At 56.0% G+C, this 19,651-nt stretch carries 18 protein-coding genes; 6 read left to right on the top strand and 12 right to left on the bottom strand.

Translation table 11 applies throughout. The features are described from left to right. Positions 1–65: 65 nt before the first annotated feature. Positions 66–1,280: a MalY/PatB family protein gene (locus ACKUTP_RS08410; RefSeq protein ID WP_409064077.1), complete on the bottom strand. Its 1,215-nt coding sequence runs from the start codon at positions 1,278–1,280 to the stop codon at positions 66–68. 111 nt (positions 1,281–1,391) lie between these two features. Then, the gene (locus ACKUTP_RS08405) at positions 1,392–2,129 is read right to left on the bottom strand and encodes a TrmO family methyltransferase (RefSeq protein ID WP_409064076.1); all 738 of its coding nucleotides are present in this window, start codon (positions 2,127–2,129) and stop codon (positions 1,392–1,394) included. A gap of 141 nt (positions 2,130–2,270) precedes the next feature. On the opposite strand from ACKUTP_RS08405, the gene ACKUTP_RS08400 reads away from it, so the two are divergent. From ACKUTP_RS08400 to ACKUTP_RS08390, 3 genes are all read left to right on the top strand, one after another. Further along, complete coding sequence (locus tag ACKUTP_RS08400) at positions 2,271–3,098, top strand: TipAS antibiotic-recognition domain-containing protein (RefSeq protein WP_409064075.1); 828 nt, start codon at positions 2,271–2,273, stop codon at positions 3,096–3,098. Positions 3,099–3,149: 51 nt separating this feature from the next. Then, entirely contained in the window at positions 3,150–3,395 is a 246-nt protein-coding gene (locus tag ACKUTP_RS08395) for a glutaredoxin family protein (RefSeq protein WP_409064074.1), read from the top strand. Between the two features lie 833 nt (positions 3,396–4,228). After that, complete coding sequence (locus ACKUTP_RS08390; protein ID WP_409064073.1) at positions 4,229–4,495, top strand: ribbon-helix-helix protein, CopG family; 267 nt, start codon at positions 4,229–4,231, stop codon at positions 4,493–4,495. 151 nt (positions 4,496–4,646) lie between these two features. Here ACKUTP_RS08390 and ACKUTP_RS08385 read toward each other — a convergent pair whose 3' ends face one another. From ACKUTP_RS08385 to ACKUTP_RS08365, 5 genes are all read right to left on the bottom strand, one after another. Next, on the bottom strand, positions 4,647–5,600 hold the full coding sequence (locus tag ACKUTP_RS08385) for a tRNA dihydrouridine synthase (RefSeq protein WP_409064072.1): 954 nt from the start codon (positions 5,598–5,600) through the stop codon (positions 4,647–4,649). 447 nt (positions 5,601–6,047) lie between these two features. Beyond that, positions 6,048–7,313, bottom strand: coding sequence for an MFS transporter (locus tag ACKUTP_RS08380; protein WP_022094931.1), 1,266 nt, complete (start codon positions 7,311–7,313; stop codon positions 6,048–6,050). Positions 7,314–7,324: 11 nt separating this feature from the next. Then, a complete protein-coding gene (locus tag ACKUTP_RS08375) occupies positions 7,325–8,389 on the bottom strand; it encodes an ornithine carbamoyltransferase (RefSeq protein ID WP_006234575.1) in 1,065 nt (354 codons plus the stop codon). A gap of 123 nt (positions 8,390–8,512) precedes the next feature. Beyond that, complete coding sequence (locus ACKUTP_RS08370; RefSeq protein WP_409064071.1) at positions 8,513–9,139, bottom strand: agmatine deiminase family protein; 627 nt, start codon at positions 9,137–9,139, stop codon at positions 8,513–8,515. A 43-nt stretch (positions 9,140–9,182) separates the two neighbouring features. Then, the gene (locus ACKUTP_RS08365) at positions 9,183–9,752 is read right to left on the bottom strand and encodes an agmatine deiminase family protein (RefSeq protein ID WP_409064070.1); all 570 of its coding nucleotides are present in this window, start codon (positions 9,750–9,752) and stop codon (positions 9,183–9,185) included. 269 nt (positions 9,753–10,021) lie between these two features. Between ACKUTP_RS08365 and ACKUTP_RS08360 the strand changes: the two genes are divergently transcribed. After that, complete coding sequence (locus tag ACKUTP_RS08360) at positions 10,022–10,555, top strand: TetR/AcrR family transcriptional regulator (RefSeq protein WP_161162250.1); 534 nt, start codon at positions 10,022–10,024, stop codon at positions 10,553–10,555. A 138-nt stretch (positions 10,556–10,693) separates the two neighbouring features. Here ACKUTP_RS08360 and ACKUTP_RS08355 read toward each other — a convergent pair whose 3' ends face one another. The 5 genes from ACKUTP_RS08355 to ACKUTP_RS08335 form a co-directional block, all read right to left on the bottom strand. Then, positions 10,694–11,974 carry an MFS transporter gene (locus ACKUTP_RS08355; RefSeq protein WP_409064069.1) on the bottom strand — a complete coding sequence of 427 codons (1,281 nt, stop codon included), beginning with the start codon at positions 11,972–11,974 and terminating at the stop codon, positions 10,694–10,696. A 175-nt stretch (positions 11,975–12,149) separates the two neighbouring features. Then, the gene (locus ACKUTP_RS08350) at positions 12,150–15,404 is read right to left on the bottom strand and encodes an ATP-binding cassette domain-containing protein (RefSeq protein WP_409064068.1); all 3,255 of its coding nucleotides are present in this window, start codon (positions 15,402–15,404) and stop codon (positions 12,150–12,152) included. Positions 15,405–15,657: 253 nt separating this feature from the next. Continuing rightward, positions 15,658–16,629: a TlpA family protein disulfide reductase gene (locus ACKUTP_RS08345; RefSeq protein ID WP_409064067.1), complete on the bottom strand. Its 972-nt coding sequence runs from the start codon at positions 16,627–16,629 to the stop codon at positions 15,658–15,660. A gap of 29 nt (positions 16,630–16,658) precedes the next feature. Further along, positions 16,659–17,561: a 4Fe-4S binding protein gene (locus tag ACKUTP_RS08340; RefSeq protein ID WP_409064066.1), complete on the bottom strand. Its 903-nt coding sequence runs from the start codon at positions 17,559–17,561 to the stop codon at positions 16,659–16,661. Continuing rightward, the gene (locus tag ACKUTP_RS08335) at positions 17,554–17,700 is read right to left on the bottom strand and encodes a CD1871A family CXXC motif-containing protein (protein WP_040219972.1); all 147 of its coding nucleotides are present in this window, start codon (positions 17,698–17,700) and stop codon (positions 17,554–17,556) included. Before ACKUTP_RS08335 ends, ACKUTP_RS08340 begins: the two co-directional genes overlap by 8 nt. 90 nt (positions 17,701–17,790) lie before the next feature. Between ACKUTP_RS08335 and ACKUTP_RS08330 the strand changes: the two genes are divergently transcribed. Both ACKUTP_RS08330 and ACKUTP_RS08325 read left to right on the top strand, forming a co-directional pair. After that, positions 17,791–18,465, top strand: coding sequence for a response regulator transcription factor (locus ACKUTP_RS08330; protein WP_409064065.1), 675 nt, complete (start codon positions 17,791–17,793; stop codon positions 18,463–18,465). After that, positions 18,462–19,613, top strand: coding sequence for a sensor histidine kinase (locus tag ACKUTP_RS08325; protein WP_409064064.1), 1,152 nt, complete (start codon positions 18,462–18,464; stop codon positions 19,611–19,613). The genes ACKUTP_RS08330 and ACKUTP_RS08325 overlap by 4 nt, the downstream gene beginning before the upstream one ends. The last annotated feature ends 38 nt before the right edge of the window (positions 19,614–19,651 follow it).

The raw sequence follows: 19,651 nt of genomic DNA, 5'->3' as shown, positions 1-19,651 counted from the left end.
ACAGACGCTTTACCGTGTGGGGCCTTCCAGCCGACTTGGCAGAAGGCCCCGCATGCAGTGCTCACTTACCGTGCATTAAAAACGTAGCGGTCCAGGCGGTCGCACGCTTCCTTTACGCGCGAAAGCGGCAGCGCCAGATTCACGCGAATGTGGCAGGGCCCGTGGAACGGGCGGCCGTCCTGATATCCCACGCCCACGCGCGCCCCCTCGTCGAGCAGCCACTGAATATCGCGGCCATGCTCGCGACACCACTCGGTGCAGTCCAGAAACACCATGTACGTGCCCTGCGGACGCGAATAGGACACGCCCTCAAAATGCCCGTCCACGTAATCGCAGAAGTACTCGATATTGCCGGCAAGCACCTGGTTGAGCTCGTCCACCCACTCGTAGCCCTGCGGCTGGTAGGCACCGATAAGCGCATGCATGGAGAGGACATTCATCTCGTTGTAGTGGGTCTTGTTGGACACGGCGCAGATGCGGTCACGCAGCGTCTCGTTGTAGACAATGTGGTAGCTGCCGACAAGGCCCGCCAGGTTAAACGTCTTGCTCGGCGCATAGAGGGCAACCGTGCGCATGCGGGCATCCTCGCTCACCGACTGCGTCGGGATGTGCTTGTGCCCCGGCAGGATGATATCGGACCAAATCTCGTCCGAAATCACCACGCAATCGTGCTGGCGATAGATGTCCATGGCGCGCTCGATTTCGTCGCGCTCCCATACGCGGCCGCAGGGATTGTGCGGCGAGCAGAACACCGCGGCATGGATGTGGTTTTGGGCGAGTTTGCACTCCATGTCCTCAAAGTCCATACGCCACACGCCCTGGTCGTCGAGTTTAAGCGGGCTGTGGACAATGCGATAGCCCGCGGCTTCGATAGACTTGGTAAAGCCAATGTAGGTGGGGCTGTGGACCAGCACCGCATCGCCCGGCTGGACATACGCGCGCAACGTCGACACGACGCCGCCCAGCACGCCGTTTTCGTAGCCGATATGCTCAGGTGCCAGGCCCTCGACGCCATTACGGCGGCTCTGCCATTCGATGATGCGGTCGAAGTACTCGGGGCGCGGGTTAAAGTAGCCAAACATGGGATGCTGAGCGCGCTGAATGATGTGCTCCTGGACCGTGGGCACCGTGGCAAAATTCATGTCGGCCACCCACATGGGAATGCGGTCGAAGCCCTCGTCGGGTGCGTTCGGAGCCATGCCGGGGATCTCGCCCCAGGAGTCAACGGCGATGGAGTCCATGCCGTGGCGGTCGATAAGCGAGCTAAAGTCGTATTTCATGCTGAGCCCCCGTGCAAAGTGATTGTTTTGGTAGGCGTTATTGTCCACCAGCACGGGCGATTTTGGCGCGGAGTTTGGCGCTTAATTTGACGGGTGCGGACGAATGGCTGCTTAGTCTTGCGCGTCGTTGACGGCGATTACGGTTAGCTGGGTTTCGTCGACCGAAAACGATATGTCGAGCCCGGCGTAAGCCAGGTGATAGACGCGGTTTGGCTCGTGCTTGCTGCCCGCGCGGCGCGGATCTTGGCGTAGAACCTCGACCAAGCCAGAAATCTTTGCGGGCGGGACCATATCCTGCAGAGCTTGCGGAAACTCAACATCGAGCTCTTGCCACGGAGCATCCTCAATCCAGCCGCCGGTCGCATCCGGGTGGCAGTCCGCAAACGGGATGTAGGGCTTGATATCGTAGATGGGCGTGCCGTCACGGAGGTCGGCCCCCAGCACATGGATGATGGGGCCGTCGGCGGTGAGCTCAACGTGATCGAGCCTTACGCAGGTAAGTCCGATGGGATTGGGGCGAAACGGGCTGCGCGTGGCAAAGACGCCCACGCGCTCGGCTCCGCCCAGACGCGGCGGGCGCACAGTTTTCGACCACTTGGCATTGGTGCCGGACCTGTCCTGCGTCTTGGCATCGGCAGCTATGTCCTTAGCCGTGCCGCCGGGCGTTCCGTTTTCGAAGCGCCACAACAGCCATAGGTGAGAGAAGGAGTCCAGGCCCTCAACCGCTGCGTTGGAGGCAAATTCCGGCTCAAAGACGATGCGTCCCTGCAGATGAGGCGCCAAAAAGCTGTTGCGCGGAATGCCGAACTTCTGCGGCAGGTCGGTATGTATGTGTGCGATAGGTTCCATGCCGGTCATTGTACGGCATGGAGGCGTGGGGCGTTGCGCGCAATTCTTCGCCGCGGTCCTCCGTCGTGCAACCAACGGTTGCTTGGAAGGGCACCTGCTGCCGCGTATGCTTAAGCCATCAACCAGCAGAAAGGAGCCGCTATGGCCTTTGCAGAAAAGCTCATCGCCGTCCGTCGCGCCCATCACCTTACCCAGGAGCAGCTCGCCGCCAAGCTCTTCGTCACACGCCAGGCCATCAGCCGTTGGGAGCGCGGCGAGGTCACACCGGGCATCGACATGATGAAGCTCATTGCCGCCGTAACCGGCGAGCCCCTGTCTCACCTGCTCGAAATGCCCGAGCACTATTGTCAGAGCTGCGGCATGATACTCACGCCCGACGACTGCGGCACCGATGCCACGGGCGCCACGACCGACCATTACTGCAAGTGGTGCTACGACCACGGCAAGTACACCTACGCCACCACCATGGAGGCGATGATCGAGGACTGTGCCCCGCGCCTGGCGCAAAACACCGGCATGTCGCTTGACGAAGCCGTCTCGCTCATGGGCGCCGTCCTGCCGCAACTGGAGCGCTGGCGCACCGTGCAGGAAAACGAGGAGCGCTACGGCGCCGAAGCCCGGAAGCGCTACGGCGACGAGGCGATCGACGCAGCAAACGAAGCACTGCTGGACATGGACCCCGAGACATGGAACGACATGAAGGAACTTGAACGCGCTATTTTGGGCCAACTCTCGATTGCCATGGGCGATGGCGATGCGAATGGAAGCGAGGCTCGCAAGCTTGTCGCGATGCATCGTCGTTGGATTGGTCTCAACTGGGGACGCGAACCCCAGAACGAAGCGTACCTGGGCCTCGCCCACGGCTATCTTGCCGACCAGCGCTTTATCGACTACTACGACAAGCCCTGCGGCACCGGAGCTACGGCGTTTCTGGTCCAGGCCGTCGAGTCGTCTTTGGCGCGTGCATAGACCGCGGCGGCTTTGGGTATTTCAATCGAAACCTCAACCGATTGGAGACCCATGGCTACTGATCACGAGCTCGTGCTCTACGTTATGACCAGCTGCCCGTATTGCATAAAGGTCAAGCGATTCCTTGCCGATAACGGTGTGACCATCCCCGAGCGCAATATCTCGATCGACGGCGATGCTGAGCAGGCACTCATCGCCGTCGGCGGAAAACGCCAGGTTCCCTGCTTGTTCATCGACGGCAAGCCGCTCTACGAGTCAAGCGACATCATCGCATGGGTGCAGGAAAACCTGCTCTAGTACGCACGCTCTGTCCGTCCAGGGCCCCAACCCATACGACCCAAACATGTACACCAGCATCCAAAGTCGACATTTTTCGACATCTTTGGATGCTGGCGTACAGCTTTTTGGTAGTCATGGACGCTCTTGGCCGGCTAATTGTTTGAGGAGACCTTTGGATTATGGCTGTTTGACGCCTCTGGAAAGGTTTCCGAGAGGGCTGTGGTCAAAAAAGGGCAAATATGAGTACTGCTACCTGTTTAGTAGCAGCGATTTTGATCACTTCAGGAACTATTCAACGTTCCACTCGTCCGCAGACGACGTTATTTCTCCTCATATGTTCAATAAAAGTAGCTCTTAATGGGAACAAATCTCATCAGGAGCTACAATTTATAGCAAATAAATGCAACCATAATGGCAACAGTACTCATATTTGCCCTTTTTTGACCACGACCCTCCAGAATAGTCGCTGAGAACGACACTAAATGACAAAATCCGGCACTTGGACGTTCTTATATGATTAGCCATTGAAGGACACCTAACGACTACTCCCATTCGCGACACACTGTGTCGCGAATTAAGCTGGTCCCATTATCGAAGACCAGTGAGAGCTCCTGCCCAGAATCTCGATAGCTTAATAAAGCGCTCCCCTCCGGAAGTTCAATGGGCATCCAAATTCCAAGCTGAAAAGCAAAGGAGTATCGAAGCCGTCAATGCTCATTTCCTATCGAACACGCGGGTCAAAACAAGCTAATTAGCCTGATAAACTGTTTATATTTTTAAATAGAAAACTGTATACAAAAAGAGTATCCGTTGACCTGTGCTCGACATTATGCCGATCGATAGGAGGCGCTATGGACGCTAAGCAGCTCGAAAAGATGATGGGGTTTGCTCCCGGAGAGTTGGAGAAAGCCGCGAAGGCATACGAAAAAGATGAATGGCCGAAGGGTCGCACCATCAAGCTGGGAAGGCCGTCGATCTCCGATGAGCCAAGCGTCGTTATATCAGCACGTGTGGGCGAATCGATTCTTGAGGCGTTTGACGAAAAAGCCAAACGCCATGGGCAAACACGCACGGAGCGGCTCAGAGAGCTCATTACACTTGATGCACTGATTGCCTAGGCCCGCTCCCCCGTCGGACCCAAACATGTACGCCAGCATCCAAAGTCGACATTTTTCGACATCTTTGGATGCTGGTGTACAGCTTTTTGCTACATAGTCGTTGGGGACGTCCTTAAATGACCAGTCGTTAAAGAACGCCCCCGATGACTAGTTAGCCGTGGAAGCGAGCTGTGGGTGCAAGCGGCTGTTCGCGAAAGACGCGCTCGACGGCAGCGCGGTATTCGTCGACCTTTTTGGTCTTGCGTACGATCTTGTGGACGGTAGCGGGATCAGCGAAAACGCACTTGGCGTAGAACCACCACTCCTTCATGCGGAAGACCGCATTGCCGCCAATCTCTTCTGCATATGCCGCAAACAGCGTGTCGTGGAAGCGCTGCAGCTCAGCAGCCGTTGCAGCAGGGCCGCCCTTGACCATGCGAGCCAGAGCGGGGTTCGCGAGCAGGCCACGCCCCAACATCACATGGCGCGTGCCGGGATAGGCCTCCACCAGCGCATCCATATCCTCAAGATCAAAAATATCGCCGTTATAGGCAACCGGGAACGGCGCACGCTCCAGCGTCTCGCCATAAAACTCTTTGCGCGGCGAGCCCGCATAACGGTCCTTCTGCACGCGCGGATGCACGATCAGCTCTGCCAGCGGCATGCGGCAATATAGATCGAGTACGCGCTCGTATTCGTCGTCGCTCTCCAACCCCAACCTGGTCTTGACCGATACCGGCAGCGGAGAGCGCTCACACACGTCACTCAAGAACACCTCAAGTTCGTCGAGATTACGCAAGAAACCCGAGCCCTTGCCCTTGGCGACAACCGTCCCCGAGGGGCAACCCAAGTTGAGATTGACCTCGCGATAGCCCATGTCGGCGAGCACCTGTGCCGCCCACACAAACTCGTCCGCGTTCTTGGACATCAGCTGAGGCACCACGTTGAGCCCCTGGTTATTGGCAGGATCGATCTCCTTAAACGCCTTGCCGCCAAAGCGGTTTCCCACCCGCGGCGGCGGCAAAAACGGCGTGTAATAGCAATCGAGCGCACCGAAGCACTCCGCATGCACGCGACGGAACACATGCCCGGTAATCCCCTCCATAGGGGCCAGCGAAAGGATCATCTACTCTTCTCTCATATCAACGCAACAAAGGGGCCGTCCCTTTGTCACATGCATTATGCCTTGCGCTTCAGGCGATTCACAAGGAAGAGGTAGCTACTGAACGATGACCACCCTCCAGCCGCACCCCATACAACGAGGTCTAATACTTTTCCCGAGAAGTGAACGAGTGAAAACGGGCCCCGAAGCATCTGCACTTTCGAGATGCAATTTCCTGCGGTTTTGCCAGCCAAATCCTGCGGGTTTGACGTCTAAAAATGTCGATGCTTCGGAGGCCCAAGTATGGCCGTTCACTTCTCGGAAAAGTATTAGACCTCGATTTACATGCCACTCAATGTGACAAAGTGGCTGCTCCTTTGTCACATTCGATGAAAAAGGGCACCGATGTTAGTCGATGCCCCAAAGCGGCTGCAGGTTAAGCCCTACAGCGTATGTCTAAGACGAATCGAACTATTCGTCCCAGGAGAGGTTCTTACCAGTCTTTTTTGCCAGCAGCAAGAACAGGCCGATAATAACGTTGCATGCGATGCAGAAGATGAAGACGCCCTGGAAGGAGCCGACAAGCTCATAAACCTTCATCATAACGGGCATGCCAAAGGCGCCGACGATATAGCCCACGGAGCAGATCAGCGCGAAGATGCGACCGAAATCGCGGGAGCCAAAGACATCCATAACCAAAACGGTCAGGGCAGTGCCAGCGATGACGTACATTACGTCGTTCACGCCTGCTGCGAGGATGCTGAGCGTCGAGTTGCCGCTGCTCATCATGAGCATGACAAAGGAGAGGATGGAGACAGCGAGCCAGCCCAGAATGGCCTTCGTGCTGCCGAACCTATCGCAAGTGGTGCCGACGATCGGATTGAGGAACAGATCGAAGAGCGATGCAGCGGATACCATGAAGCCGCCCACCATGGGGCTAAAACCAACCTCGGAAGCATACGTCGGGAAGAGCTGGTTCATGCAGCAAGTGAGCTGAACGAGACAGAGGAAGCCGATGCAGAAGAAGAAGGCAGGCGACTTAATGGCGCGCGCATAGCTAACGCCACGCGTGCTATCCTCGGTCGTCTCCTCGGTCTCGGTGACCGTCTCGCCCTCGACGTAGCCATAGGGCAGCATGCCCTTGTCCTGAGGCTTGTAGCGGATGATCAGAATGGAAGCTGGGAGAATGAGCACTGCGGAAACACCGGCGAGCACCAGATAACCAGTTCTCCAGCCAGCGGCCTCGATGACAGAGGTGATGACGGGACTCATGATGAGCATGTAAATCGAGTTCACTGCCCAAGCGAGACCGATTGCCAGGCCACCAGATTTTTTGAACCACTGGTCAATAACGTCGGACATAGCGACGCCGGTGGTGAAGGCGAAGCAAACGCCAATCAGGGCGCCAGCGGCGATGAACATCCAGACTTCGGTGTAGAAGGCCATGCCTGCGCCGGCAGCGAGCAAAATAAGCTCGACAACGGGGAGCCAAACCTTGCCAACGACCTTGGGAATGAGTTTTCCGACAAACGGAAGGGCTGCCGCAAGACCAATGAGCGTTGCGGTGAAGTAATACGAGAAGATGGAATAGTCAAACCCGAACTCCTCGCACACGGGCGCGACGAAGGAGCCCGCGATGACGCTATAGGATCCGGTCGTGCCGGCAGACATAAGGCCGAGCGCGATTACGAGAACCCATGCGTAAACCTTGCTGCTCTTTAACTTTGCATTTTCCATTGACGCAGCTCCTAGAGACCCAGAAGGGCACACATAACGGCCTTGATGGTGTGCTGACGGTTCTCTGCCTCACGGAAGATGACCGAAGCGTTGGCCTCAAAGCACTCGTCGGCAATCTCGAAACCCTCTGTGATGATCTCGCGATGAAGGTCGTTCTTGCACTGGTCGAGGAGCATCTTGCCAACACGGTGATCCGCGTTGTGGACAGAGGGAAGCTCATGCATGCAGAAGATGTCGGGATTGTTGGTGCGCTTGCACAGCTCGCTGGTGACGCGATAGGGGTACAGAGACTCGGCATCGCCCAACCAGGAGTTGTAGTCGTCGGGATCCAGAACCTCTTCTCCGCACTCGGGGTTGATGTAGCGCCACTCCTCGGTAACGATAACGTCAACGCCATCCAGGGCATCGAGGTCAGAGGTGATGGTAAAGGTCCTATTGGGAGCGTACTTGGCGTAGCAGGCCTCCACCTCTTCGATCATTTCCTTGCACATCTGATGACGGAGGTCGTCGGGGCCGATGGCGAGGAAGTCCATGTCGAGCATAGCGCACAGACGGCCATACCACACTGGGGCGCCGGCGCAGTTGCCAACGAAAGCCATCTTCTTGCCGCGGCTCGTACGCAGACCGCCCCATTGCTCTTCCATCGTAAGAGCGTCAGCGAGCATCTGAGTCGGGTGATCGCCGAGAGTAAGGGCATTGATGACCGGGATGTCAACCAGGTCGGCGACGTCATAGAGGAACTGCTCGTCCTTCTGTGCGCGGTAGACGATGAGATCGTACATGCCGTTAAAGACGCGCATGGCATCCTTGACGGTCTCGCAGTCACCCATGTGGGAGTTGGTCAGATAAGTGAAGCCCATGCCCAAATCATTGCAGGAGGTCTCGAATGCGCAACGAGTACGGGTCGAGCCCCACTCAAAGTTGGCGAGAACGTTTTTGCCGGGGAAGTAGCGCTGGTCGACACCAGACTTCTTCTGAGCCTTAAGGTTCCAGGCAAGATCGATGAGATAGCGGAAATCCTCGGAGGAGAGATCATGGATGTTGATGTAGTCGCGACCGCGGAGGCTGTTGTTCATGCCTATTTCCTTTCGAATTATTATCAAAATTATTGTTGAATGTGTCCCCGAGGAAAACACGGATATCCCTCGGGGAGCGGTACATGTGGCGCCTAAGCCAAAGAGCGCAGGCTCTAAGGCTCACTAACGACTGGCCGCCACGTCCTTAGTCCAGCAGTGCACGCCGCCGCCGGACAGGTTAAGCGCGAGGGAATCAATCATGATGACTTTGCGATCGGGGAAGCAGCTCTCAAGAACTGCCTTGGCCTGCTCATCCTTCTCTTTCACGACCTCGCTCATGCCCTCGTGGTAATAACGCTGGCCAAGAACGACGCCGTTGCAAATCAGGAAGTTGCAGTAGCTCGCTGCGGCGTAGAAGTGGACGGGGCCCTCGGGCCAGGGGGTGCCATCCATAAACTTGCCGCCCATTTCGTCGATGAAGCCCTTATAGAGCTCGTAATCTTCATCGCCAGGGGCGATAACGACTTCAATAGGCTCGGCGGTGGGCATACGAACGATCTCGAAGGGCTTGCCCTCCCAGTCCGTTTCGTTGCTCAGGATCTCGTAGGCTGCCTCAATGCGGCGACGAGACTCTGCTCCAGCCTTGCTCGAGGCTGCCTCTTCATCGGACACCTCGGCAAGAAGAATCTTGTTCGGAGTGATAAAGCGACACATCTCATCAATGTGAGCTGCAAAGCTCATGCCAAAGACGGGAGTTCCGTCTTCCTTCTCGTCGAGGATGCCCAGTCGATAGTCGTCGTCCTCGAGCATAGGCTGCGGAAGCCAGACAACCTTGTTGAGGTTGTAGATGCGCTTATAACTCGGCCTCTACTTCCTCTTTCGTGAACTCGGGATTACGCTTGCGGCATTCCGTGTCCTCGATGGCGATCAGAGTGCCGTGACCGTCAAACTCGCGGTCGCCGCCCTCCGAAACCATTTCGGAATTGACGATATCGAAGCAACCGAGCGCAACCGCCATGTGAACGGCTGCCTTACGTGCGGACTGGCACTCCGGGGAGTTCTTGTCCCACACGCCGTAATAGGTCCAAGCGGGGTTGACCATATAAGAATGGCCCTTGTCGTCGACCATGATGCTGGGACCGTTGTCGCGGACATAGAAGTTGGAGTCTTCGAACTGCGTGATCTCGATGCGATCGAGATCAACCCCCTCCTCCTTCAGGCGCGAGCAAGCCTCCTCATAGGAGCCGGGGGTGCCGCAATTGAGGTTGACCGTAACGTCGCCATACTCGAGCAGAGCCTTGATCACGTCAACGCAGGGCTGGCGGTTATCGTAGCCCTCTGCACGGATGTAATCGGGAAGCCATGTCACATAGACGTTGGAGCGCTTCTCGAACTCGCCCGGCATACGATAGTTCTCGTACATGGTTGGTCCTTCCGTCGGGTTTCCCGCAATGCTGTCCGGCCGCGACAATAGCGGGGTTTCACCTGCTATAGTACTACTATACCTACCGTTCGGTAGATATTTTTGAATAATTGCCGCTCGCCTACTGATACATACCGTTCGCCGTATATAGTGGTCATGTTTGGACACGAATTGATGTCCCGTTGCCATCCTTAATAATGTTGGTAGTGCGGAAGTGATTTGCAATGGAGAAATGCAGCGTGAGCACAAGAAAAAAAATATTGGACGCAATGTACGATCTTGTGGCAGAAGTCGGTTATGACAAAGCGTCTATCGGAAAGATTTGCGACTTTGTCGGTATATCCAAGCCGTCGGTGTACTACTACTTTCCCTCAAAAGAGGAGATTTTCACTACGCTCTTGGACAGCATGTTTCCGACCATTGACTATCAGCGCGACTACTCGCTAATAGTCGATAGGGACGGGTTCAAGGCCGCGCTTATCGAGCTCGGCAATTCAGTTATAGGTGGCTATCGAAGCGATGAAAAGCGCCGGCGCGTGCTGGCCGAGGTTAGCGTTCAAGCAAATCGAATTCCTGCAGTTCAGGAACGTCAAGCGACGGCGACCAAACGAACCATGGATGCGCTTAAAGACATCCTTCTTCATGGTGTAGAGATTGGCGCGTTTTCCGATAGCGCCGACGTAATGCTCTACGTACAAATTCTTTATACCGTTCTGGAGGGAGCAAGCAATACGGTCGCTCAAGGTGAGGATATTGATGAGAAAGCGGTTTGGGCGGGAATAGTCGAGCTTATGTTCAAATAAACCAGCCAAGCTGAAGCGCATGTTGGCACCCATGGTGCCTGCGGGCAACCTTTAAAACGAAAACAGGGGTCGACTCCAGTCTGGCTTGGAGTCGACCCCTGTTGCATGGCAATCTATGCCGATGCAAATCGGCGCTTATTACTTTTCAGCAGCCTTATTGAGAAAGCCGGAAACGATAGCAAACGCAGCAATCATAAGGTTGCAGGCAATGCAGAAGATAAATACTCCCTGGAATGGCCCTGCCATGCCGTAAACCTTCATCATGACCGGCATTCCAAAAGCACCGACGACATAGCCCGCTGAGCAAACGATCGAATAGATCCTTCCAAAATCGCGTGATCCAAAGAGCGAGAGGAGAAGCATCGGCATTGCGGTTCCAACGATGGCGAACATGACATCGTTTACACCAGCTGCAATGATGGAAACGGTCTCATTGCTTCCGCCAATGATAAGAAGCAGGAATGAAAGAATGCTGACACCTGTCCATGCGACCGTTGCTTTAATAGCGCCAAGCTTGTCGCATGTTTTGCCCACGAAGGGATTTAGGAAGATATCGGAGAGTGAAGCTGCCGAGACCATTAAGCTTCCTACGATAGGATTGAAACCGACCTCGCTTGCATAGGTTGGAAACAGCTGGTTCATGCAGCAGGTGAGCTGCGCCACGCAAAGCAAGAGGACACAGAGAATAAAAGACGGCGTTTTCGCGGCATCGCGGAGTGCCATGCCCGAAAGGACATCTTCCTGCTCATCGGCGCTGCAGCTCTCATGGGTTTCGGAGGCGGTCTCTCCGTACGGAAGCATATTGCGATCAGAGGGGTTAAGGCGAATGATAAATGCGCTTGCAGGCAAAATCATAGCTGCAGAAACGGCCGCAAGCACGATGTATCCCGTACGCCAGCCTTGCTGCTCGATGACCAGTGTAATGACAGGACTCAATAACAGCGTGCAGAGAGAATTAACGCCCCAAGCGAGGCCGATGGCGAGACCGGACGATTTGCTGAACCATTGGTCAATGACATCGGACATGCAGACGCCCGTTGTAAACGAAAAGCAGATGCCGATCACTGCGGCGGAGACGGTGAACATCCAGACCTCGGTGTAGAACGCCATTGCGGCGCCGGCGGCAATAAGGACGAGTTCAATGCAAATATGCCATGGTTTGCCGATTACTTTTGGAATGAAGCGACTCAAAAGCGGAAGCCCAAGCGCAAGGCCAAGAAGAATCGCGGTGAAATAGAAAGAAAAAGAAGTGTAGTCAAAGCCCAGATCTTCACATACTGGAGCAACGAATGAGCCGGCAATAATGCTATATGTGCCAGTTGTTCCGGCGGACATTAAGCCGAGCGCAATAACGACGACCCAAGCAAATGCGCCGCTTTCACGGAGACAATCTTTTTTGGCTGGTGTGGTGAGAGTCATGGTTGCTCCATTTCTATCGGCAATACATCCTATATGCCTACCGATAGGTATATAAACCAGAGGACTCTTCGTCAAGCATTAAGCGGGGAGAGGGAGTTCTTAACCTGCCGAACGGTAATTAGACCCCGTTTTCGCAAGGGTCTCAATGTGACAAAGGGACTGCCCCTTTGTCACATTATTCGGAGCGCAGGGCCTCCACGGGATCCTTCCTGGACGCGCTACGGGCCGGCAGCAGGCCAGCGACGACCGTTAGCAGCACCGAAATTGCAATGAGTACCAGCGCATCCTGCACGGGCAGGCTCATCAGGTTGGGAACCTGTTTGACCGCAAGTGCCCAGGCATTGACCGGGAAACTCACGAGCACCACGACGACAATGGCAAAGACGCCGGCAATGAGGCCCTCGATAAAGGTCTCGGCGTTGAACACGTTTGCCACGTTACGCTTCGACGCGCCGATCGCGCGCAGAATGCCAATCTCCTTTTTGCGCTCCAGCACGCTGATGTAGGTGATGATGCCGATCATGATGGAGCTCACCACCAGGCTGATACTCACGAATGCGATGAGCACCAAGCTGATGGTGTTCACGATGTCGGTCACCGAACCCATGATGATGCCCATGTAGTCTGTGTACGAAATTGCCCGATCATCGTGGCCAGCGGCTTTGACCTGCTTGTTGTACGCATCGATGTGATCGAGCACGCGCTCCTTGGCCTCAAAGTCACGCGGGAAAATCTTGACTGAGATGGGGTCTGCCTCGTCCGCATAGCCCAACGTGGTCAGATTGTTGTCGTAGGTGAGCTTCGACGCCTTCGCATAGCTCATCATGAGCGAGCTCAGGTCCTCGGCGTCCATGTTGAAGTGGATGGCATGAGCAAAGGCGCTCGCATCCACGCGCATGGCGCTCGCCAGGTTAGCAAAACTCGAAGACATCTGCGTCGCCACCTGGTCCATAAGCCCTGCCGCGCCCGCCTTGAGCTGGGATGATACCGTCGACGCTATCTGCTCGCTGATTGCCTTCATCACCTGATCCATAGCCTGCTGCAGATACGGAGCCAGCTGCTTTTGCACATAGTCGCTCATCGCCTGCTGCAGACGCTCGGCCAGGGCATCGCCGCCGAGCGCTTTGAGCTGGGCCAGGATTTGCTGAGCTGTGTCATCATTCTCAAGATACGTCGAGAATGCGGCAGAGAGCTTTGACGCGTCCTTAAGATCTTCGGGCGACAGCGCCTTAAACTGATCAGACTGCAAAAAGCCCTCAAACAGCTGGTTGGCTAGTGTTCCCACCTGCTGCATTTGCTCGGGCGTGAGTTCCAGACCGTCAAAGATACCCGAGAAATCTGGGGTTGGCGCTTTTGCCATGATGTCGCTGAAGTCGATGTCCTTGCCAACGCCCGAAAGGTCAATGTCCAGCCCGGACAAGTCAAGACCCGACAGGTCCATACCGCCGGCCGCACCCGAAAGTGCAGACGTATCGAACGAGAACGCGCTCTTGAGCGCCGCCTCGTCCACACTGAACATGCTGCCCAGATCCACGCCTTGCTTGGCCTCGCCTTGCAGTTCGTCGAAGGTTTTGCCCGTAAAGACATCCGTCTCGGGGTGGGCGAGTTGCTCCTGCACAATCTGCGAATCGGCGGCGCGCTCCATAAGCTGGCGAGTCAGTGCATGCGTATAGGCAATGCCCGGGGTCAATGCGCTCGCGTTGGCCGTCTCGTTAGGTCGCACCACGCCCACAATGCGCACGTCAATACCGTCGGCAACCTTGGCCGTCATAAAGTCGGCATCGTCGGACATGTCAGTCCACATGCCGGTCTCTTCGTTTTTGCGATAGGCATCGGCCGGCGACAACACCTTAAACGTCGTGGACAGCGCATCGTCGTAGGTAAAGTCGGCGCCGATCTCGGGCGTTTCGACCCCACCGTCAGCCGTCATAGCGCTGTTTACCAGATCGTTGAGCTCATTGATATCCAGCGCGCCGATGCTGTAGAGCGTGTAGTCGCCCACCGTGCCACGGCTCGAAAGCACCATCACGGCTTCGTTAGCAGACGTAGGCCAATGCCCCGCCACGACATCGTACTGGCTGTCGAGCAGGCTCTGGTCGTCGATCATCTCGTTAAAGACCGAGGTTCCCATGGATTCCATGCTCACCGTTGCCGCCGAGCTCGCGCCTCCGCTCATGGCCTCGGTCATAGCGCTGGGCACCAGCCGAACAGGCTTCTCATCGCCCTTGCCGGCACGATAGACAACCGGCGATACACCGTAGCCGTACTGAATGGCGTTGACCTCTTTATCGATGCCGTCGCCACCGGCATCGAGCCATGCCTTAAAGCTTGTCATGTCGTTAGACTTAACGCTCGCAAACATATCCTTTACGGCCGTGACCACAGGAATCTTATCGGTTCCCTTAGCCTTGCCGCCGGCACTGTCGTCGGACGAGCCCTCGTTCTTGGACATATCGTCGTCCGTGGCCCCCTGTCCGCCCATCATGGACGACAGGTCGTAATCCTGCTTGGAAATGGTGAGCGGGTAGCTCGAGAGCGTATCCTCCTCGACCTTTTTGATGTAGCCGTTTACGCCATTGGACAGCGCCAGAATCGCCGCGATACCAATAATGCCAATCGAGCCCGCAAAGGCAGTCATGGCCGTGCGGCCCTTCTTGGTCATGAGGTTTCGGGCAGAAAGCCCCAGCGCCGTCACAAAGCTCATCGAGGTTTTGCGCGTAGGCTTTGCCTCGCGACGCGCGGCCTTGGCAGCATCGAAAGGATCGGAATCGTCGGTGATCTTGCCGTCCGCCAGATTGACGATACGCGTGGCATATTGGTACGCCAGCTCGGGATTGTGCGTGACCATGATGACCAGGCGGTCGCGCGCCACGTCCTTGAGCAAATCCATGACCTGTACGGATGTCGTTGAATCCAAAGCGCCGGTCGGCTCGTCGGCAAGCACAATCTCGGGATCATTAATCAGGGCGCGGGCGATGGCCACGCGCTGCATCTGTCCGCCCGATAGCTGGCCTGGGCGCTTGTTAACGTGCTCGCCCAGGCCGACTTTCTCCAACGCCTCGCGCGCACGCTGGCGGCGCTCGGCATGCCCCACGCCCGTGAGCGTGAGCGCCAGCTCCACGTTTTCCAAAATGGTCTGATGCGGAATGAGGTTATAGCTTTGGAACACAAAGCCGATGCGATTGTTGCGGTAGGCATCCCAATCGCGGTCGCGGAAGTCCTTGGTCGAGATGCCGTCAATCAGCAGGTCGCCAGAATCAAAGTGGTCGAGTCCGCCGATAACGTTGAGCATCGTGGTTTTGCCCGAACCCGAGGGACCCAGAATGGCCACGAACTCGTTATCGCGAAAAGACAGGCTCACGCTGTCGAGCGCCACCTGCGTAAACGACTGCGTAACGTACCTTTTGCAAATACCTTTGAGCTCCAGCATGGACGGCAACCTCTCCTGCGCAGGCACCCTGCCCGCTCTCCTCCGCCGTTCGTATTCGACGCGTTTGTCCTACTCTATCCCCATTTTTTGCCGACGCCAGTGAGGAATGTAACAAACCGCGCCAAAAAACGAACGGGACGGCGCCCAAAAGAAGAGGTCCCGAGCGGGACCTCTATATGGTGGAGCTTATCTTGAAAGGTAGCGGACTACTTCGTACAGCGGCGCACGATCATCGCCATGCTTTACGCGTTTTCTACTGCTCGCTATTCGCAATCGCCTGGTCGATAAGCTTGTCGAGCGCTGCGCGCTGCTCAGCGGAGCTGATGGCGCCCACGATGGGCTCCCCTACGATGTTGCCATTCTGATCGATGACATACGTTGTCGGGAACGAGAACAAATTTGACGTAAACTTACCGGCCTCGCTATCCGACTTGAACCAGATGTTCTTATATGTCACGCCCTTCTTGCTCAGTACGTCCTTGGCATCTGCAATCTCGCCCTTGTTGCCATCGAGCGTAAAGGAATTGACGCCCACGACCTGGCCGCCCTTCTTGGCAAGCTCCTTATTCAGGTCCTCAAGGTCGCCCAACTCACCCACGCACGGCTTGCAAGTGGTGAACCAGAAGTTCATGACGGTGACCTTGTTCTTAGAGAACAGCTCGTCGCTGCTCACGTCGTTGCCGTCCAGGTCCTTGCCCGTAAAGCTGGGGAACTTCGTCGCCTCGCTCGAAGCATTGGCACCAGCCGTCATGCCAGCGGTCGAAGCGTCGACGCTCTCGCCTGCGCTCGGCGTGCTTCCACAGCCGGGGAACTCCTTCTCCAAGCTCTCGAGCTTGTCCTCGATTTCCTTGATCTGCTGCGCACCGGCCTTGAGCGTCTTAAGCTCATCCGCCGTAAACTCATCCTTGGCGCCGTCGATGGTCTTGAGCAAGAAATCGCCGTAATTGCTGCCGTCCTCAATCATTGTCGAGTCTTTATTTGCCGCATTGAATACCTTTTCCCACAGCGCGTTATCACTCGAAAAGATCTCGTTCTCCTTCTGCATGAGCTTCGCATACAGCTCGGCGGCCTCGTCGGCATTGGCCGGCTTCTGCGCAGTGAGTTCTGCGATCTTAGGATCGGAGCTCGCAGATTCGCTCACATTGCCACCGGGCGCCGAACATGCCACAAGGCACAAGGCCAATACCGGCACCATAAACAGGGCCGCAATCTTAGAAAGCTTCATAGTCATTCCTCCGTTTTGTCGAAGCTTGTTTACTTTTTATCGGCGGTCAAGGGAAGCTTTTCCGCCGACACATCCAGGCCATAGCGATAGCTGATGGCATCGACGGGACAGGCCCCGATGCACTTTCCGCACCGGATACATTCGGCATGATTGGGCGCGCGGACCACATCAACGTCCATCTGACAAACCCTTGAACACTTGCCGCACGAGACACATTTGCATGCGTCAACCCGAATCCCCAGTAGGGACACCCTATTCATGAGCGCATAGAATGCGCCAAGTGGACAAATCCATTTGCAGAAGGGGCGATAGAACAAAACGCTCAGCACTACCACGGCAATGAGAACGGCAAGTTTCCAGGTAAAGAGCTGCCCCAGCGCAGATCGAATGCCGGCGTTGGCAATGGCCAGCGGAATGGCGCCCTCGAGCACACCCTGTGGACAGATGTACTTACAAAAGAACGGGTCGCCCATGCCCACGTCGTTAACCACCAAGACGGGCAGCAGCACCACGGCAAACAGCAGCACGACGTACTTGATGTACGTGAGCGGCTTGAGCTTTTTCGTGGAGAACTTTTTGCCGGGAATCTTATGAAGCAGCTCCTGCAGCCAGCCAAACGGGCACAGAAAGCCGCATACAAAGCGTCCCAGCAGCACGCCGAGCAAAATGAGCGTACCGGTAACATAGTAAGAAAAGTTGAACTTGGATGAACCTACCACCGACTGGAACGACCCGATGGGGCACGCACCCGATGCCGCGGGGCACGAATAGCAATTAAGTCCAGGTACGCAGACTGTTTTTCCCGCGCCCTGATAGATGCCGCCTTTGGCAAAGTTTGGCAGGTGAATGTTGGTGACCGGCGTCGTCGCCGCCTGAATGAATCCGCGAAATCGGGCCAAAACATGCGACGCAGTGTTTTCTCTTTTATCCAATTCCGATACACTCCAAGCACAGCCTAATCGCTTTGGCCAGCACGGCATCCGCCTCGCCACGCATAACACCAAAGCACACCATGGCAATTCCGACGATCAACAAAGCGACCTGTACCACGGGCTTTACCGCTTTGAACAACCTGACCACTCCTTTCGTTACGCGACCATTGGACCATATCGACTATAAAATCCGTGTTAAGCGCGATTTGGAATGTGCAAGGAGACTGTTATGCGTATTTTGATCGTCGAAGACGAGCGAGCGCTGTGCGATGCAATCGCGCGCAGCTTGCGAAACTTGGCGTACAGCGTCGACTGCTGCCACGACGGACAGGAGGCGCTCGACCTGCTGGGCGTCGAAGTCTTTGACCTCGTGGTACTCGACCTCAACCTTCCCCGTATCGATGGCATGACCGTGCTCAGGGAACTTAGGAAAACCGACTGCGAGACCAAGGTACTGATTCTGTCCGCACGCGGCGAGGTCGCCGACAAGGTCGCCGGACTCGATGCCGGCGCCAACGATTACCTTACCAAGCCGTTTCATCTTGACGAGCTTGCGGCAAGGATCCGCAGCCTTACCCTCAGGCGCTTTGCACAAAGCGACATAGTATTAACCTGCGGAAAGCTCCGCTTTGACACCAAGGCGCGCATCGCTTCCGTGGACAGCGAGGCTTTATCTCTTACGCGCAAGGAAACGGGAATCTTGGAATACCTGATGCTTAATCAGGGGCGTCCGGTAAGTCAAGAGGAGCTTATCGAGCACGTTTGGGATAGCAGCGTGAACAGCTTTAGCAACGCAATCCGCGTTCACATCTCGTCACTCCGCAAAAAGCTACGCATCGCTTTGGGGTACGACCCGATTCGCAATCGGATTGGAGAGGGCTACGTTATGGAGGATAGCGAATGAAAAGGTTTTCGCTGCAATGGCGCATAACGATTATGACGGCACTGCTCACGTGTGCAGCATGCGTGCTGACAAACTGCCTGGTCGGCTATACGGGCATGCGCTACATGGATGCCATCGGCAGTGACATCTCGGCCCTTAGCGCAGCCGGCGTAGATGCACCTCAGGCGTTTGACCCAACGAAGGGGAGTCTCGATGACGAGGTCACGATCGTCGTAAACGACGCACAGGAGTCTTTTGGCACGACAGCCTGGTACATCACGGCTGGAGTCACACTCCTTGGCGGCGCGCTGGCATACTTTGTGAGCGGCCGTGCACTCAAACCGCTACGGGCTTTTGCAGCCCAGGTTGAGCGTGTGCAGCCTGACAACCTAAGCGAAATCAGACTCAATGAAGATGTGCCCACCGAGCTACAACGATGCAGCGCCTCTTTCAACGACATGATCACTCGTCTTGGCGAAGGATTCTCTGCACAGCGTCAGTTTACCGGCAACGCCGCACACGAGCTGCGCACCCCGCTCGCCCTTATGCAAGCACAGATTGAACTATTCATCTCCGAGCACTCCGGTTTGCAACCCGAAACAGCCGAGCTGCTCGGCCTGCTACAAGAACAAACCGAGCGCATGTCTCGAATGGCCAAGGTATTGCTTGAGATGAGTGAGCTCCGCAGCGTCCCTTGCGAGGACGATGTGGAACTTGGTCCTTTGTCCGAAGAGGTCCTCACCGACCTTGCGCCACTTGCCGAAAATAAGGGCATAGCCCTCAATTGTGCTGGAGACGCTTTAGTAATCGGGAGCGACACGCTCCTCTATCGGCTGGTGTTTAACCTGGTCGAAAATGCCATCCGTTACAGCCGCACCGGCTCGACTGTCAACGTCTCCATCTGCGACAACGACAGCCATGTGTTCCTGCGAGTCGAGGACCAGGGCCCGGGAATACCCAAGCAGTACCGTGAGAGCATCTTCCAGCCGTTCTTTCGTCTAGACAAATCCCGCAGCAGGGCATACGGCGGTGCAGGACTCGGACTAGCGCTCGTTTGGGAGATTGCAACGCTTCACGGTGGCACGGTAGAGGTCGAAGCAAGTTCTGAGAACGGGACCACCATGCTCGTAAGCCTTCCAAAACGATCCGCAGCGTTAACCGAACAGTAAAACGAAAGGGGTCCCGAGCAACAGGAGTACAATTGCTG

This window comes from Collinsella sp. wc0529 (assembly GCF_046116875.1).
GTDB lineage: Bacteria > Actinomycetota > Coriobacteriia > Coriobacteriales > Coriobacteriaceae > Collinsella.
The sequence above is the reverse complement of the archived record's forward strand: the minus strand, read 5'-3'. Positions and strand labels throughout refer to the sequence as shown.